The organism is Kordia periserrulae, assembly GCF_003054265.1.
In the GTDB taxonomy this organism is placed as follows: Bacteria; Bacteroidota; Bacteroidia; order Flavobacteriales; family Flavobacteriaceae; genus Kordia; species Kordia periserrulae.
In genome coordinates, this window is record NZ_QBKT01000005.1 from 70087 (window position 1) to 87664 (window position 17578).

General features: G+C 36.1%; 18 protein-coding genes. 4 read left to right on the forward strand and 14 right to left on the reverse strand.

Annotated features, from left to right (window positions below):
* Nucleotides 1–92: 92 nt before the first annotated feature.
* Nucleotides 93–740: an O-methyltransferase gene (locus C8N46_RS11400; RefSeq protein ID WP_108115035.1), complete on the forward strand. Its 648-nt coding sequence runs from the start codon at nucleotides 93–95 to the stop codon at nucleotides 738–740.
* 96 nt (nucleotides 741–836) lie between these two features.
* Nucleotides 837–2327: a lipopolysaccharide biosynthesis protein gene (locus C8N46_RS11405; RefSeq protein WP_108115036.1), complete on the forward strand. Its 1491-nt coding sequence runs from the start codon at nucleotides 837–839 to the stop codon at nucleotides 2325–2327.
* Nucleotides 2328–2577: 250 nt separating this feature from the next.
* Here the strand turns inward: C8N46_RS11405 and mscL are convergent, their stop codons facing one another.
* On the reverse strand, nucleotides 2578–3030 hold the full coding sequence (gene mscL / locus C8N46_RS11410) for a large conductance mechanosensitive channel protein MscL (protein ID WP_108115037.1): 453 nt from the start codon (nucleotides 3028–3030) through the stop codon (nucleotides 2578–2580).
* A gap of 106 nt (nucleotides 3031–3136) precedes the next feature.
* Between mscL and C8N46_RS11415 the strand changes: the two genes are divergently transcribed.
* Nucleotides 3137–3661, forward strand: coding sequence for a glutathione peroxidase (locus C8N46_RS11415; RefSeq protein ID WP_108115038.1), 525 nt, complete (start codon nucleotides 3137–3139; stop codon nucleotides 3659–3661).
* Nucleotides 3662–4184: 523 nt separating this feature from the next.
* Here C8N46_RS11415 and proC read toward each other — a convergent pair.
* From proC to gcvP, 3 genes are all read right to left on the reverse strand, one after another.
* The gene (gene proC, locus C8N46_RS11420) at nucleotides 4185–4976 is read right to left on the reverse strand and encodes a pyrroline-5-carboxylate reductase (protein ID WP_108115294.1); all 792 of its coding nucleotides are present in this window, start codon (nucleotides 4974–4976) and stop codon (nucleotides 4185–4187) included.
* 1 nt (nucleotide 4977) lies between these two features.
* Nucleotides 4978–6036: a 3-oxoacyl-ACP synthase III family protein gene (locus C8N46_RS11425; RefSeq protein WP_108115039.1), complete on the reverse strand. Its 1059-nt coding sequence runs from the start codon at nucleotides 6034–6036 to the stop codon at nucleotides 4978–4980.
* Between the two features lie 243 nt (nucleotides 6037–6279).
* Nucleotides 6280–9126 carry an aminomethyl-transferring glycine dehydrogenase gene (gene gcvP / locus C8N46_RS11430; protein WP_108115040.1) on the reverse strand — a complete coding sequence of 949 codons (2847 nt, stop codon included), beginning with the start codon at nucleotides 9124–9126 and terminating at the stop codon, nucleotides 6280–6282.
* Between the two features lie 147 nt (nucleotides 9127–9273).
* Between gcvP and C8N46_RS11435 the strand changes: the two genes are divergently transcribed.
* Nucleotides 9274–10092: a UbiA prenyltransferase family protein gene (locus C8N46_RS11435; RefSeq protein ID WP_108115041.1), complete on the forward strand. Its 819-nt coding sequence runs from the start codon at nucleotides 9274–9276 to the stop codon at nucleotides 10090–10092.
* Here the strand turns inward: C8N46_RS11435 and C8N46_RS11440 are convergent.
* From C8N46_RS11440 to C8N46_RS11485, 10 genes are all read right to left on the reverse strand, one after another.
* Complete coding sequence (locus tag C8N46_RS11440; protein ID WP_108115042.1) at nucleotides 10089–10346, reverse strand: hypothetical protein; 258 nt, start codon at nucleotides 10344–10346, stop codon at nucleotides 10089–10091. The two genes, C8N46_RS11435 and C8N46_RS11440, sit on opposite strands and share 4 nt — an antisense overlap.
* Nucleotides 10347–10357: 11 nt before the next feature.
* Nucleotides 10358–10912 carry a sigma-70 family RNA polymerase sigma factor gene (locus C8N46_RS11445; protein WP_108115043.1) on the reverse strand — a complete coding sequence of 185 codons (555 nt, stop codon included), beginning with the start codon at nucleotides 10910–10912 and terminating at the stop codon, nucleotides 10358–10360.
* Between the two features lie 89 nt (nucleotides 10913–11001).
* A complete protein-coding gene (locus C8N46_RS11450; RefSeq protein WP_108115044.1) occupies nucleotides 11002–11451 on the reverse strand; it encodes an SRPBCC family protein in 450 nt (149 codons plus the stop codon).
* A 39-nt stretch (nucleotides 11452–11490) separates the two neighbouring features.
* Entirely contained in the window at nucleotides 11491–11982 is a 492-nt protein-coding gene (locus C8N46_RS11455; RefSeq protein ID WP_108115045.1) for a hypothetical protein, read from the reverse strand.
* Nucleotides 11983–12033: 51 nt separating this feature from the next.
* Nucleotides 12034–12954: a TIGR01777 family oxidoreductase gene (locus C8N46_RS11460; RefSeq protein ID WP_108115295.1), complete on the reverse strand. Its 921-nt coding sequence runs from the start codon at nucleotides 12952–12954 to the stop codon at nucleotides 12034–12036.
* Nucleotides 12955–12958: 4 nt separating this feature from the next.
* Complete coding sequence (locus C8N46_RS11465) at nucleotides 12959–13846, reverse strand: SAM-dependent methyltransferase (protein WP_108115046.1); 888 nt, start codon at nucleotides 13844–13846, stop codon at nucleotides 12959–12961.
* A gap of 12 nt (nucleotides 13847–13858) precedes the next feature.
* Nucleotides 13859–14299: a hypothetical protein gene (locus C8N46_RS11470; protein WP_108115047.1), complete on the reverse strand. Its 441-nt coding sequence runs from the start codon at nucleotides 14297–14299 to the stop codon at nucleotides 13859–13861.
* Entirely contained in the window at nucleotides 14296–14640 is a 345-nt protein-coding gene (locus C8N46_RS11475) for a hypothetical protein (protein WP_108115048.1), read from the reverse strand. The genes C8N46_RS11470 and C8N46_RS11475 overlap by 4 nt, the downstream gene beginning before the upstream one ends.
* Before the next feature lie 81 nt (nucleotides 14641–14721).
* A complete protein-coding gene (locus C8N46_RS11480) occupies nucleotides 14722–15225 on the reverse strand; it encodes a GbsR/MarR family transcriptional regulator (protein ID WP_108115049.1) in 504 nt (167 codons plus the stop codon).
* A 293-nt stretch (nucleotides 15226–15518) separates the two neighbouring features.
* On the reverse strand, nucleotides 15519–17555 hold the full coding sequence (locus C8N46_RS11485; RefSeq protein WP_108115050.1) for a M3 family metallopeptidase: 2037 nt from the start codon (nucleotides 17553–17555) through the stop codon (nucleotides 15519–15521).
* Between the last annotated feature and the right edge of the window lie 23 nt (nucleotides 17556–17578).

A 17578-nucleotide genomic window follows, 5' to 3' on the forward strand; every position in this document is an offset into this window, starting at 1 on the left:
GCCATGGAAAACAAAGCACTTAAAATACAGTATTAGAAAATAAATGTCTAATATTGTGTTCTCAAATCAAGTCGTAATTTTTATCGCTACAGATGAATTTCTTAAAAAAAATACTTCGAAAGTTTCCATTTACCTCGCGATTGTTGGAACTCTACTTTTTTTCAAAAAAATACCTAAAACCCAAAGGATGGTTTTTGAGTAGATTTTTGCTGGCACCTGTCGACCAAAACAAAACTCCATTGCCTTGGTTTACGTACGCATCCATTCACTTTATTACCGAGAAACTTAACAATACGTCTTTTACAGTGTTTGAATATGGAAGTGGAAATTCTACACTTTGGTTTGCTTCAAAAGTGGCACATTTGCACTCCGTAGAACACGATAAAGCGTTTTTTGATCAAAAAGTAAATGACATCAGTGTACTCCAAAATGTACAATATGAGTACATTCCATTAGATCAAGGATATAGTGATAAAATTTTAGAATTTGCCAATACATTTGACATCATCGTCATTGATGGACGTGACAGAGTTGCTTGTGCTAAAAATTGTATCAACGCGTTAAAAGAAGACGGAATTGTGATTTGGGACAACTCCGATAGAACAGAATATGAAGAAGGGTACGCACATTTTAGAAAACACGGATTCAAAAAAATCAACTTTCGAGGATTAGGACCTATCAACCACAGCGAATGGGAAACGTCCATATTTTACCGAAGCAATAATTGCTTTCACATATAGTATTCGATGTTTTAAAACGGAAGATATAACGTATATAAATACTTCTTCAACTCACAATACAAAAATCCTTACATTTGTTAGGAAATATCTACACGATTGGAAAAACAGCAAAAAGAAGTTTCATCACAAACGCTCAAATTTAGCATCATCAATTATGTTGGTGCGGCTATTGGTATTGTGTCAACGCTTTTTATTTATCCAAACGACAAAGAGTTTTTGGGTATTATTCGTTATATTTTTGACGGTGCACAAATTCTGATGGCGTTTTTCGTGTTTGGAACCTCGCAATCGCTGGTCAATTATTTTCCTCGCTTTAAAGAATCTGCTGAAAAGCGAAACGTTTTTTTCTCCACAACCTTGTTGATTGTCGTCGTAAACAGCATCTTGTTTTCTGTTATTTTCTTGTTGCTTGCCAATTCGTTTTCCAGTCTTTTGCCAGATTTTCATGCGTTTGATTATATCGCATATTCGGTGATTGTTGGTTTTGCGTTCGCGATTATGGATGTATGCAAACGGCAAGCGTCTAACTATAAAAAAATTGCAATTCCGACGGTTTTAGAACGGTTTTCGATTAAACTATTCTTTCCAGCCATCTTTTTGCTCTACTTAGGAAACATCATCACGCTAGAAACAGGAAAAATCGTGTATGTACTTTGCTTTGTGATTATCATGTTGATTGCACTATGGTATGTGAAAAAGGTGGCGAATATTCAATTCCTATTCAAGCCCAAAAAAGTATTTCATCGTGCATTTAGAGGCGAATATATAAAGTACAGTCTCTTTGCTTTTTTTAGTATTTTAGGTTCGTTATTGGCGTTTAAAATTGACGGAATTATGGTGCCAAATTTGATAGAAGAAGGCAATGCCATGACGGCAAACGGAACCTACAGTATTGGCGTGGTTTTGGCGGCAACACTCGCAATTCCTGCCATTGGTTTGTACACGATTTACAGTCCGATTATTACAGAATATATTGCAAAAGATGAAATTACGTCGTTAGGGAAAAAGTATCAAGAAGTGTCAAAATTATTATTTGCTGTAGGCGGATTTTTGTTGTGTTGTATCTTTTTAGGTGTGAATGATTTATTTTCAATTTTGCCTACGCGAGAAAATTTAGCAGACACCATTCCCATCATTTTAATATTGAGTTTCAATGTTGTAATTGACATGACAACTTCGTTCAATTCACACATTTTATTGTATTCCAAATACTATCGCTTCAACATGGTGGCGATTGCCATTTTAGTAGTGCTGAATATTTCGTTGAACATTTATTTCATCAAGTATTTGCAATTGGGTATTGAAGGTGCGGCGTATGCCACGTTGATTTCTATGACACTATACAATACTATCAAATTGATTTTTATCTATTCAAAATATAAGATTCAACCGTTTACGCAAAAGCATCTTTGGTTGCTAATTTCTTTTGTAGGAACGGTAAGTTTGCTGAACAGTATTCCAACTACAAACTATACTATTTTAGATATCGCTCTAAAAGTTGGCACCTGTATGCTTGTCAACGGAATCGTGATTTACAAACTCCGAATGATTCCTGCAGTCAATGATTGGATTGCAGAAAGGTTTTAATGTGTCAATTGTTTGATTTGAAATTGAAGTTTATGAGTTTATATGTTTAAGAGTTTAGGGTTTGAAAAATCTCAATTCTCAATACTAACATCTCAAATCTATTTCAAAATTTCACAACACGTCAGTTCGAGTGTTTTTCGGCAAGAAAAATGTATCGAGAACAGCTATGAATCTCTATAGTTTAAAGGTTTATATATTTAAATTTTGAATAATTCAACACCCAACATTCAACATTCAAAATTTAGAAAAACTACTTAACAGCATTTTTCTCAGCAATTTCCAGTTGCTTCTCTAGCAATTCCGTCATACGATTGAGCAATTCAATATCTTTTGGTGTGGCAACTGTGGTGTTTTTTGGATCTTGTGCTTTTTGTCGAATCGAATTCATGAATTTTACCACTAAAAACACCGTAAAACCAATAATAGCAAAATCGAGTAGTACTTCTAGTAGTTTTCCGTACGCAATCGAAACTTCTTGCACTGTAGCTTGTCCGTCTACTAAGATGGCTTCTCGTAGTATCAGTTTTTTGTCTGACCAGTTAATTCCGTCAGTCATCAAAGAAAGAGGCGGAAGTAGCACTTCTTTTACCAACACATCAATCACTTTATTGAACGCCGCACCGATAATCACTCCAATGGCGATGTCAATCATATTTCCTTTTACAGCAAATTCTTTAAACTCTTTGAATAGACGTAATTTCATATTTTATTTTTTGTAAAAATAGCAATCCTTTTTGAATCTTTTCAATACTATTAATGACTACTAAAATCGTTATTTTTGTAGAAAGAAAAAGAAAAAAAGAATTGTTATGAAATTAATCAATCGCGCCAAACTGAGTACGGAAAAGATACAAAATGTTCCAACATCAATCTACGATATTGAACTGAACGATTTGCAAGGAAATCCGATGTCCTTATCAGATTTTAAAGGAAAGAAAATGCTGTTTGTCAATGTAGCTTCCAAATGCGGATTCACCAAACAATACAAAGAATTACAAGAATTAAGCGATACATATAAAGATGAATTGGTAGTCATTGGTTCGCCATGCAATCAATTTGGGAAACAAGAACCTGGCAACGCTTCACAAATTCAGGAGTTTTGTCAGGTAAACTTTGGAGTCACCTTTCCGCTGACGGAAAAATTGGAAGTCAAAGGAAAAAAACAGCATCCGTTGTACACGTGGTTGACACATAAAGAACTGAACGGCAAGAAAGGTTCAAGCGTAAAATGGAATTTTCAAAAGTATGTAGTAGATGAGAATGGTGAATTTATCAATTATTACTATTCCCTCACAAAACCCATGAGTTCGAAGATTACGAAGTATTTGGGTTGATTTGAAAATATATTTGTCAGATTGAGCGCAGTCGAAATTGCTAGGGAACGTTGTGTTTCAAAGCACTTCTCGATACATTTTTCTTTCATTTCGACAAACTCAATGTGTAGAAAAATACTCGAAGTGACGGCTTTTTTAATGTATTAATTTGAAAATGTACCAATGGTTTATTGTTTGCTCTTTGGAGTTTATAAGTTTAGAGTTTAGCGTAATTTAAAATTCAACATCCAACATTCAAAATTTTAGTTTCAAAGCACTTCTCGATACAAAATCTTTTCAAGATTTCACTCGAAGTGACAGTTTGGGGTTTGAAGTTAAAGAGGTTAGTTGAAAAAAATCTCACTACTCACTACTCATTTCTCAATACTATCTCAAGTTCCACAAGACGTCAGTTCGAGTGGCGAACACTAGTTCGTTGTATCGAGAACAGCTATGAATTTCTAATCTAAAAGCACATTGTGCGGTCTAACAGCGAGTAATTTACAATTCAGCATCCAACATTTAACATTCAAAATCCAGAGTATCAATCCTTCTGAATCGTTTCAATAGAAGTCTTAATTCCTTTGATAAGTGACGAACTAAAACCTTGATGTTCCATTTCGTTCAAACCTGCAATGGTACAGCCTTTTGGTGTGGTTACTTTATCAATTTCTTCTTCCGGATGATTGCCGTTTTGAAGTAACAATTCACTAGCACCTTTTACCGTTTGCGATGCGATTTTCGTTGCGGTTTTGGCATCAAATCCAATTTCAATGCCGCCTTGAATCATCGCGCGGATAAAACGCAATACGTAGGCAATTCCACACGCGCCAAGAACCGTAGCTGCATCCATCAAACTTTCGTCAATTTCAATGGTTTCGCCTAAAGAGTCAAAAATCAATTTCGCTTTAGACATGTTTGCTGCGGAAGCGTTTTTCGTAGCTAAACACGTCAACGATTCGCCAATTGCCGCCGCCGTATTGGGCATGGCACGAACAATTTGCACTGTATCAGAAACACACGATTTTAGTTGTTCTATAGAGAAATCACTAATCACAGAAATCACCAAATGATTTTCAGTGATATACGGCGCTAATTCTTTTAATACACTTTCAATGCGATACGGTTTTAAGGCAAAAATTAAGATTTTCGATTGCTGTACTGCCAAGATATTATCGGAAGTGGTATGTACGCCTATAGCTTTCAAATCGTCCAACAATGCTACTTTTGTGCGCGTCACATACATTTGCGAAGGATTGTGTTGTTTTAGCAATCCTTGCGCAATGGATTTTCCTAAATTTCCACCGCCAATAATGGCAATTGTATCGTGATTCATTTTAGTATTTGTAAACAATCGCGTTGATGTTCATTCCTGCACCAACACTAGCAAACATAATAATATCGCCTTTTTGAATGTTTTGATTTTCTACTTCTCCTTTGGAAACCATGTCAAATAATGTCGGAATGGTAGCAACTGAACTGTTTCCAAATTTGTGAATATTCATCGGCATGATACCTTCTGGCATTTCTTGATTGTATAACTTGTAAAAGCGTTCTACAATAGCTTCGTCCATTTTTTCGTTGGCTTGATGAATAAAGATTTTCTTCAAGTCTTTGATGTCAATATTACTTTTATCTAAACACGCTTTCATTGCCAATGGCACATTTGTTAGTGCAAATTCGTAAATCTTACGTCCAAACATTTTGATGTAGCGCGTGTCTTTACACAATTCCTGATTGTTCGATTTTCCAAAGTATAAATAATAGGCTTCGTCATACGTAAATGTTGCAGTTTCGTGAGTGATAATACCGCCTTCATCGTTGGAAGCTTCTATAATAGTTGCACCAGCACCATCCGAATAAATCATGGAATCACGGTCGTATTTGTCTACTACTCTTGACAAGGTTTCTCCACCAATTACTAAGCATTTTTTCGCTATTCCTGCTTTGATAAATGCATTTGCTTGAATGACACCTTCTGCCCAACCTGGACAGCCAAAAAGAATATCATATGCTACACATTTTGGGTTTTTGATGCGTAGACTGTGTTTTACTCTACTTGCCAAACTTGGTAAAATATCACTTTGAATGGTGTTGTGTTTTACATCTCCAAAGTTGTGAGCAAAAATGATATAGTCTAATTCTTCGGGATTGATATTTGCATCTGCAATAGCTTTTTCGGCGGCAAAGAATGCCAAATCAGAAGCATTGTGGTGTTGTTTAGCATATCTACGTTCACGAATTCCTGTAATAGATTTGAATTTTTTGATGATGATGTCGGTGTTTTGTTTAAACGGACTACCATCTTCATTTAGGAATTGGTGTTGGTGAAAATCTTCATTAGTTTCAATTTCTGAAGGAATAAAGCTTCCTGTACCAGTAATTCTAACGTTCATACTGCTTTTATTTTAAAGGTTTTAATCTACTAAATTAATAATTATACTTTTGTAATTATTTAGTTGTCGCTTCTAAAAAATCATTTTTAAGGAAATAATAGTAAACGGTTTATTTTTTGAATAATTTACAATAAAGTATGCTTAAAATTACTAATTATTCAAAGAAATTTAAAAGAGATTTAAAAAAAAGGAGCGTTTGTGTAAAACGCTCCAAATGATATTTATCAACTGTTTTTTGAATGTTTATGCTTCTGCATAGGCTTCAATTGGCGCACAAGTACAGATTAAGTTTCGATCTCCGTACGCATCGTCTACACGACGCACTGAAGGCCAAAATTTATTGTCTGCTACATACGGTAACGGAAACGCTGCTTTTTGTCGTGAGTATGGAAGATTCCATTCATCAGTCGTTAACATACTTAGGGTATGTGGTGCGTTTTTCATCACGTTATTGGTATCGCTAGCACTTGCTTCTGAGATTTCTTCAAAAATTGATAGCATTGCATCACAGAATCGGTCTAACTCCGCTATGCTTTCGCTTTCTGTTGGTTCAATCATAATCGTTCCATTTACTGGGAACGACACGGTTGGCGCGTGGAAACCGTAATCCATCAAACGTTTTGCGATGTCCGTAACTTCAATTCCGTGTTGTTTGAAAGGTCTGCAATCAATAATCATTTCGTGCGCACAGCGTCCACGTTCATTGGTGTATAAAATAGTGTACTGCTTTTCTAAACGACCTTTGATGTAGTTGGCGTTCAAAATAGCATATTCCGTAGCTTCGGTCAATCCTTTTGAGCCTAACATGGTAATGTATCCATACGAAATTAAACACACCAAAGCGCTTCCCCAAGGAGCTGCAGAAATTGCGGTAATTGCTTGATCGCCACCAGTTTCAATCAAAGGATTGCTTGGTAAGAATGGGGTTAAGTGTTCTGCGACACAAATTGGTCCAACACCAGGGCCACCACCGCCATGTGGAATGGCGAATGTTTTGTGTAAGTTTAAGTGACAAACATCAGCGCCAATCGTTGCAGGGTTGGTCAATCCTACTTGTGCGTTCATGTTTGCACCGTCCATATACACTTGTCCACCATTATCGTGAATAATTTTAGTAATTTCTTTAATCGTAGCTTCAAAAACTCCGTGTGTAGAAGGATACGTTACCATCAACGCGGCTAGATTGTCTTTGTGTAACAATGCTTTTTCGCGTAAATCGTCTACATCAATGTTTCCATTGTCAGAAGTTTTGGTAACCACCACTTGCATTCCTGCCATCACAGCACTTGCAGGATTTGTTCCGTGTGCCGATGAAGGAATTAAACAGATGTTTCTGTGTGTGTCACCTCTCGATTCGTGATAGGCTCTAATCACCATCAATCCAGCAAATTCTCCTTGCGCACCAGAGTTTGGTTGCAAAGAAGTTCCTGCGAATCCTGTAACTACATTTAGTTGATGTGTTAATTCTTTTAGTAATATTTGATAGCCTTCTGCTTGGTCAACTGGGACAAAAGGGTGAATATTATTCCACTGAGGTGAACTTAACGATAACATTTCCGCCGCAGCGTTCAATTTCATCGTACAAGAACCCAAGGCAATCATGGAGTGATTTAGCGATAAATCTTTACGTTCTAGTTTTTTGATGTAACGCATCATTTCCGTTTCCGAATGGTAACTGTTGAATACTGCTTCTTCCATGAATGCAGTTTTACGTACTACAGAAGGCAATATTTTTGAGGTGTTATTTTCTTGGATAGCTACCGTTTCTTTTACAGCAACTGCCGCAAAGATGAAGATAATATCTTGTAAATCTTGTTGAGAAGTTGCTTCGTTTAGAGAAATGGCAACCGTTTCTTCGTCAATGTATAAAAAGTTGACTTCGTTGTATTCTGCAATTTCTTTCACTTTTGCAGCGTCTGCTTTGATGACAATTGTATCAAAGAACGAAGTGTTTGTTTGCTCAAAACCTAATGTTTCTAAGGCATTTGCCAAACTTACCGCATTTGCGTGTACTTTGTTGGCGATGTAGCGCAATCCGTTTGGTCCGTGATATACAGCGTACATTCCTGCCATAACGGCTAGCAATACTTGTGCGGTACAGATGTTAGAAGTTGCTTTGTCTCGTTTAATATGTTGCTCACGCGTTTGCAATGCCATACGCAAGGCGCGATTTCCGTCGGTATCTTTGGTAACACCGATGATTCTTCCTGGAATGCTTCGTTTGTAGGCTTCTTTTGTTGCGAAAAATGCTGCGTGCGGTCCACCATATCCTAAAGGAATTCCAAAACGCTGTGTGGTTCCTACCACAACATCTACACCGAAATTTCCTGGCGATTCTAGTAATACCAAACTTAAAATGTCTGCAGCTACTGCAACTTTAATATCATTTTCGTTGGCTTTTTCTGTGAATGCTCTGTAATCAAATATTTGTCCGTATTTGCCTGGATATTGCAATAAAGCACCAAAATAGTCTGAAGAAAAGTCAAACGTTTCATGATTTCCAATGACCAACTCAATACCAATTGGAATGGCGCGAGTTTTTAGCAATGAAATGGTTTGTGGTAGTACTTCTTCCGACACAAAAAACTTCACCACATTGTCTTTTTTCTGCGCTCTTGATCGCACGCCGAATAGCATAGTCATGGCTTCTGCTGCTGCGGTACTTTCGTCCAAAAGTGACGCATTGGCAAGTTCCATTCCTGTCAATTCCGTAACTACCGTTTGGAAGTTTAACAACGCTTCCAATCGTCCTTGCGCTATTTCCGCTTGGTATGGCGTGTAGGCTGTATACCAACCTGGATTTTCTAAAATATTGCGTTGAATTACTGGCGGAGTTACGGCTTCGTGGTATCCTAAACCAATATATGTTTTGAAAATTTTATTGTGACCTGCAAGCTGTTGCATGTGCGCTAAAAATTCGTTCTCGCTCAATCCTTCTGGAAGAGCAAGTGCTTCTCGCAAACGAATTCCGTCAGGAATAGTTTCGTTCATTAAGTGTTCAATGGAGTCCACTCCGATAGTTTCTAACATTTGTGGAACATCTTTCGAGCGAATTCCATTATGTCTCAATGAAAAAGAATCAGTTTTCATCAGCTATGTGTTTCTTTTTTATAGTTGTGCTTATAACGTGCAAAAATACAACTAAAAAATTACTTCTAAGCAATTTTATAAGTCGGCGAATACGGAAAGTTTTTAACGAAAAAGTTGGGTTATGAACAGTTTGGTTATTTTTGTGTAATGAATGTTTTCAAAAGGCTTTTCGATTTTTATTTAGATAGCAGTATTCATATAGGATTAAGCGTATATGCATTGACGTATACGACGTTGATTTTTTTCAAAATGCCGTATGACGAAGCTGTTTTATATTTCACATTTTATAGTACGATTGTGACGTATAATTTTATAAAATATGGAAGTTCAGCAAAGCAATATTTTTTTGTCGCCACTCGATACTTGCGATATATACAAATTTTGAGTTTTGTGTGTTTCGTATTGGCGTGTTATTATGCGCTTCAATTGCAATTGAAAACGTTGTTCGTAGCTGTTGGATTGGGCTTGTTGTCTACTTTATATATTTTACCATTTTTACCCAAACAGAAAAATCTACGAACGTTACCAGGCTATAAAATTGCAGTTGTGGCGTTGTGTTGGACAGGCGTTACGGTAGTTTTACCTTTGCTAAATGCAGATGTTTCCTTAGTAGAAACCAACGTGTTTTTACTGTGCTTACAGCGTTTTCTCTTGATTTTGATTTTGATGATTCCGTTTGAGATTAGCGACATGTCGTATGATGACGCAGCTTTAGGAACTTTGCCACAACGATTGGGAATTTTGCAAACGAAGCGACTCGCCTATGTGTGGATTCTGTTGTTTATTGTGTTGGAATTTTATCTTAGAAATGCTTTCTCAGTAGCGTTTTTTATTGCTGCTGGAATTGGATTGTTGTTGATTGTATCTATTTGGCAATCGCGCATAAAAAAATCGAAATACTTTACTGCTTTTTGGGTGGAAAGTATTCCGATTGTATGGTTTTTACTGTTGTTACTTTGTACTTAGTATTTGCTCATTTCTTCTTGCAATTTGCGTTGCATTTCTTCCTTCTTTTCTTGTTCAATAGCATCAATATTTGATTTTTTCATCAATTCAGTCAACTTGCTATTTTTGTTTGAATATGCACGTGTAATATGGCACCAAGAAAGTCTTACTTTAAGTTTTACTTTTTCCCAAAAGCTAGCCTCGCCATATTGCGATTTATCACAAATATGTTTGGCTTCTTCACAGGAAATGAAAAATTTGAATTTTGTACTCATCTGCATTCGTATTAATACCAGTTTTGCTCTAAACATCCAGAAAGCGCTGTCCGTGCTCTATGGATAATTACCCAAAGGTTAGACGCGGTGATATTCAAATCATTACAAATTGTTTCGGTGTCGTATCCTAAAATGGTTTTCATTTTAAAAATCGTGGCTTGCTTTTCAGGAAGCTTGTCAATACAATCTTCAATAGCCAATCCGAGTTCTTCATTTTGCATCACATCTTCCGCGTTTCTGTCAAAAGTATCTGCTACACGTTCTTCCAACCAATCACCTTCCGATTCTGTATCAGCATTGTAATTAATTCTAACTTCTGCTTGTCCTTTTTTTGAATTTATTTTGCGATAATAATCAATAATTTTTCGCTTTAAAATAGAAATCAACCACGTACGTTCAGAAGCTTCTCCTTTAAAGTTTTCCATAGATTTTAATCCCGCAAAAAAGGTTTCTTGGACTAAATCTTGCGCAGTTTCTCTATCGTTTACCCGCACTATGGTGTAATTGAAAAGATAATCCGCATAAAGCGCAATCCATTTATTAGGATCCAGTTGGTTGTTTGGCATTTGAGAACTGTTATTTTTTCAAATGTAAACGATATTGTTGAAATAAAAAATTATTGCACGAATGGAAAAACAGCTCAATTTGTTAAAAATCACAATTCTGCACGCTGTTTGAGGTGTAGATTCCGTTCGTGTAAAAATTTGGTGAGATACGATTTGAGAACGAGGTAATTAAAAATTCGTCCAAAAATACCATACGGCACTTCGTACGAAAGCTTGTCAATCATTTCCGTTTGGTTGTTTGTTTCGTTGAAAATATGTTCATGTCGGAAACTTTTAAAGACACCTTTTACCATTTCATCCACAAAAAAAGTGGGCGATTCCATTTCGGAAATAATACTGGTGTGTTGCAAATACAAACCAAAATGCTTGGCGCGCCACGTCACCGTTTCTCCCAAGTTGATTTTCCCAGAAGTTCTGCCAGCAATGGCTTTTTCGCGCGTGTTTTTAGTAGAATTTTCATGTTCCGTGATGTTTCTTGCCAAGTCAAAAACTGTTTCAATTGGTGCGTTGACGGTTGTTTTTAGGTGAATTGTGGTCATGAATTATTCTGATAAGAAACGAGCGTATTTAAGAGAAGATTACTCAAGTTTCATTTTATGAAATATAGTATGGTATGTATGATTTTCATACTTTTTTTTGCTAATTATTGTATCTATTTTCTTATTGAAATAACACTCATAAACATCATAGTCTTTTTCTGCTACTTTCAATTCAAAACAATCACCTTCATTTATGTTATGTTTATCAATTGTTCCAGAATAAGTAGTGTAAACTTTATGAAGTACAGTGTCATTTTTTATAAAAAAGAATAAGATTCTATCTTCGAAGCCTCTTGTTTTGGAAGCTCTTGGTTTTAATTTTTCGATACAAGCTATTGTGAAAAAAGAATTTTCAAGCTGTTCTTTTTCATAGTTTTTTATCCATTTCGCCATTAAGAAAATTAGAAAAAAAGTGATTGCAACTGTTAGTATTGCGAAAAAAGTATCTTTTCTAGTCCAAGGCTTTGGTTTTCTTTTTTTATACTTTTTCAGTAAAAGTTGAATTAGTTTGGTACGAAGTATTTCAATCATAAATTAAATTAGAAAATGGAATCGAATGATTTTAAATTTTTAATAAAAATACTAATTATAACGATTGGTAATTTCTGAAATTGCTTCCTCAACAACAGGATATTGAAATTGAAAACCCGTCGCGAGTAATTTTTCAGGAATGACATACCTACTTTTTAAAATTAATTCGGCTTCCGTTTTGATGATACGTGCGCCCAATTGTAACAACCATTTCGGTTGTGGCAAACCAATAGGAACTTTTAAAACCTTACGAATGGTTTTCATGAACTCTTTATTCGGAATTGGATTTGGCGATGTAACATTAAAGATTCCTCTAGCTTGTTGTTCGAGCAGAAATTCTATTGCGCGACAGAAATCATGTTCGTGAATCCAGCTTACTTTTTGGTTTCCGCTTCCTTGCGTTCCGCCCAATCCGAACTTGGTTAAATTTTTTAGCGGAATGAACGCACCACCATTTTTACCTAATACAATGGAAGTTCGCACCGCAATTTTGTTTGTTTTTGGTGTGTTGCTGCCAAAAAATGCTTTTTCCCACGCTTTGGCAACATTCATAGAAAAATCGTCGCCAATAACGCCGTTCTTCTCTGTCATTTTTTGTGCTAGCGAATGCTTGTAAATTGTGGCTGTAGACGAATTTATCCAAACTTTTGGTGGCACAGCACATGCTTGAATAGCTTCGCCCAACACTTTTGTTGAATCAATTCGTGAGTTTAAAATTTCGGCTTTGTTTTTTTCGTTGTAACGGCAGTCTACCGATTTTCCCGTAAGGTTGATAAGTGCGTCTGCTCCTTCCAATTCGGTCACCCAAATATCCAACGTTTTTGCGTTCCATTGGACGTAGCGTAACTTGTCATTTCCGGTTTCTTTAGTATTTCTAGATAGGATAACGATTTCAACATCTTTCGGCAAAAAGTAGGACACCAACGATTGTCCTAAAAATCCACTTCCGCCTGCAATGATTATTTTTCTCATAGTATTATTTTTTTGCTGTAATGATGTAATAGCCAAAATTTGTCAAGCTCAAGCTACTTAGTAAAGCGAAAAATGAACCTTTTAAATTCTTTTTACTCTCTGGTTTAAGCGGCTCTTTTTTGAAAAGCTTTTTTAAGATAAATCCGCTTATAGCAAATGGGACGTGTAACACTGACGGAGCTACTCTATACCAAATATTTTGCACTTTAATATCTTTGAAACCAATAGTTTTCATATCATCAATCACGCGATGTATATTTCCTAAACTTTCCAAACTCCAAGAATCACACAAGCCTTGATACGTGTATTTTGCTAATGGATTCATCTGTTCAAGGTCTTTTTTGGTAAACGCATCTGCAATGACAAACATAGCGTTGGGTTTTAAAATGCGATAGGTTTCCTGTAGTGCATCCGTACTACAACCAGAATGGCACAAACTTTCAATTGCCATAGCGCCATCAAACGTATTTTCTTTGAGAAATGTATTTCGGTAATCTCTATTTAAAATGGTAGCGCGTTCAGAGTTTAGCAGTTCATTTCCTTTTTCTACTTGAAATGAAGAAATCGTCAATCCTGTAATGGCTAATTTCGGGTGATTTTCAATTCCGTGACGAATAGAAGCGCCCATTCCACAACCCAAATCGACGATATGCTTTTTTTGATTTTTAATTTGTAATCGCTTGAAAATTTCCGCATTCATCTGATTGAGCATTCGGTCTCGTTTCAATAAATTCGTTTTAAACGGAACAAAATAACCAAAGTGCATATTCAAATCCTTACTCCAAAAGCGATAGTCGTCCGTTGCTTTGTCATAAAAATTGATGATTTGCTCTTTATTGGTAGGTTTTTGAAATTCCTTTTTTAGATAGGTGAGAAGACAGAGATTTTTCATGTTGTTATATTTTTAATAGAAATAAATTCCCATAAGATTGTATATAAATAGCAGCGTGTACACAGTGGCAAAAAGCACAAATAAAGTATTCATACCATACGAGCCTATTTTAAAAATTGGTTTTTGCGGAATGGTGTACATGGGGTAATAGGCAATTTGCGTCGCAACTTTTCCAACCCAATACATGCCGATTAATCCTGTAATGGCAAGTGCTAATGGAGTTTGATTTTTTAAATCGTTTGTCAACAGAATCGCAATCACGCCAAAGGAAAAATTCAATCCTTGAATGTATCTTCCGTACGTTTTGGCAATTTCCTGATTTAACGGTTTTAGTTTTTTTACATCTGTATACCAATCAAACACACGATGGCGAATGTACGGATAGATTAAAGCGGTAAATATTTGACCAATCCCGCCAAGGATAATGAGCCAATTTGGAATAAAATCTGTCATAATACACGTTTTTGAAGTTCAGCGATGATATAAGTGAAATAACCAGCAATTGCCATTGGAATAAGAATAGTTGTCAAAAACCATGTGGTTGAATCGGATAAAAATTCAAAACCAATGTTACTAAAAAGTACTAGTAATGTTATGCCTGTAATAATGGCATAGCTTTGTAAATGTTTTTGTATTCTTTCTGAAAATTTATTGTAATTGAATAGTAAAACAATAAAAAATAACACTTGTAAAATGCCTAGAATGAACTGCATAAACATGCCAGGAAGAATAAAACTGTATCCGAGCACTGTCAGTGCTAGTACAATGTTGTTGGTGTAATAAATAAATCTCATAACTATTATATTTTTTAAACTTTCAATAATTTGTGAAACATTAATTGAAAATAAAAAGGAAATTGAATTCCTTTCTACTTGTTATTTTAAAAGCTTGATGAACGTTTTAGTCAGCCAATTGGATTCTTGGTTTGCGATTCGGTTCAAAATTGCGTCGGCGGTGTCTGCCAGTTCATACAATGCTTTGGTTTGTTTGATGAATTCTTGCGTTTCTGCCGAGCCATCGTCTTCGATGTTGCTTACTTCTTTCAATACTTTTAACGTTGGTTGAATTTCGCGTCTGCTACGTTCTCGTGCGATTTGTCGCGCCAGTTCGTTAATATCTTTTTCAGAAGTGAAATACTCTTTGCGTTCTCCAGCTTTGGAAGCTTTAAAGACAATTCCCCAATCGATTAATTGGCGTAAATTCATACTGGTGTTTCCTCTCGAAATTTGTAATTCTTCCATAATGTCTTCCATCGATAATGGCTCAGGAGAAATTAAAAGTAAGGCGTGAATTTGTGCCATCGCTTTGTTGATGCCCCACAACGTACCAAGCGAACCCCAAGTTTGAATGAATTTATCTTTTGCTTCTGTCATTTTCATGATTCAAATATACAATAATTTTCAAACTTTCAAAAATTATTGAAAGTTTAATTTATTTTTTTGAGTTATAGTTAATGATTTAACCTACCAGATTGCCATAAGTTTCGCTGAAATTTTAGCAAAGATGTTTTAAAAGCGTGTATTTTCAGTCTAACAAGTCTAACAAGTCTAACAAGTCTAACAAGTCTAACAAGTCTAACAAGTCTAACAAGTCTAACAAGTCTACATTTCGACTGCGCTCAATGTGACATGTTTTTCTTTTTGTAAAAAGTATCTAACAAATTTGAAAAAAACTATTCTTCAACCAACAATCCCGCACGTTTTAGCAAAGCTTCTGGTTTTGGTTCGCTTCCGCGGAAACGCTTGTACAAAGTCATCGGATGTTCTGTACCACCTTTTGATAGTACATGCTCCACAAATTTCTTCGCGATTTCTCTGCTAAAAATATGATGTTCTTTAAAATATTCAAAAGCATCTGCATCCAATACTTCTGCCCATTTGTAACTGTAATATCCAGACGAATAACCACCTTGAAAAATATGTGAAAACGACGTACTCATACAGGTTTTTGGATTTTCTGGAAATAGACGCGTGTTCTCAAAAGCGGCTGTTTCATGCGCTTTTACGTCAGTAATATTTGTTGGGTCAATACCGTGCCAACTCATATCTAACAAGCCAAAACTCAATTGGCGTAAAGTTGCCATTCCTTCTAAAAATGTAGCCGAAGCCTTTATTTTTTCAATATATTCCATCGGAATGATTTCTCCCGTTTCATAGTGTTTTGCAAAAATAGCCAGCGCTTCTGCTTCGTAACACCAGTTCTCCATTACCTGACTTGGCAATTCCACAAAGTCCCAAAACACGGATGTTCCGCTCAAACTTGGGTAGGTAGTGTTTGCCAACATACCGTGTAGTGCGTGTCCAAATTCGTGAAATAATGTAGTCACTTCATTAAAGGTCAACAACGAAGGTTTGGAGGCTGTTGGTTTTGTAAAATTACACACAATAGATACATGCGGACGTTCTACTGTACCATTTTTGCGATATTGCGACTTGTACGATGTCATCCAAGCGCCATTTCGTTTGCCTTTTCGCGGATGAAAATCTGCATAAAAAACAGCCACAAAATTATTATCACCATCAAAAACTTCGTAGGTTTTCACATCTTCATGATACACATCAATATCAAAAACTTGCTCAAAACGAATATCAAATAGTTTTTCAGCAACCGTAAACGCGCCGTCAATGACATTTTCAAGTTTAAAATACGGTTTGAGTTTTTCATCGTCCAAATTGAACAATTCTTGTTTCAATTTTTCAGAATAATAGGAGCTGTCCCAACTTTGCAATTGCTCAATGCCATCTAGTTTTTTCGCAAAGTTTGACAATTGTGTAAATTCACGTGCTGCGGCAGGTTTTGCCTTTTCGAGCAATTCATTTAAGAAAGCAGTCACTTTTTCAGGAGTTTCCGCCATGCGCTCTTCCAAAACAAAATGTGCGTGCGTTTCGTAACCTAACAAATTGGCACGTTGATGACGAAGTTTTGCAATTTCCAACACATTGGCTTGATTGTCCAACTCGTCACCCTTAAATGCTTTCGAACCAAAAGCAGTCGCCATTTTTTGGCGTAATTCACGGTTTTCAGCATACTTCATAAAAGGAATATAGCTTGGATAATCGAGGGTGAAAATCCAGCCTTCTTTGTCTTCGCTTTTTGCAAGCGCTTTGGCCGTTTCCAATGCGCCACTTGGGATTCCTGCCACGTCTTTTTCATCGGTCAAATGCAGTTGAAACTTATTCGTTTCAGCCAAAACATTTTCACCAAAAGTCAAGCTCAATTTCGAAAGCTTTTTATCAATGTCTCGTAAAATTTCTTTCTTTTCGGCTGGTAAATTGGCGCCATTTCGTGAGAACGACTTGAATTTTTTATCGAGTAAGGTACGCTGCTCTGTTGTCAAGTCGAGCGAATCTTTCTGCGCATACACAGCTTTGACACGTTCAAATAAACCTTCATTCAAAATGATATCATTAGACAGCTCGGTCATTTTTGGAGAAATCTCTTGTGCCATTTTTTGAATATTCTCATTGGTTTCTGCCGAATTCAAATTGAAGAAAATGCTTGTAATGCGATCCAGTTGTTCACCAGAAAATTCTAGCGCTTCAATGGTATTTTCAAAAGTAGGTGGATTCGTATTGGAAACAATTTTCTCAATTTCTTCTTTTGTGCGTAAAATCTCAATATCAACAGCGTTTATATAGTCATTTTCATCAATTTGTGAAAATGGAGCTGTCGTATGTTTTGTAGGAAATTTTTTTGTTAAAACTGTCATTTAGTCGATGCTTTTGTGTGATT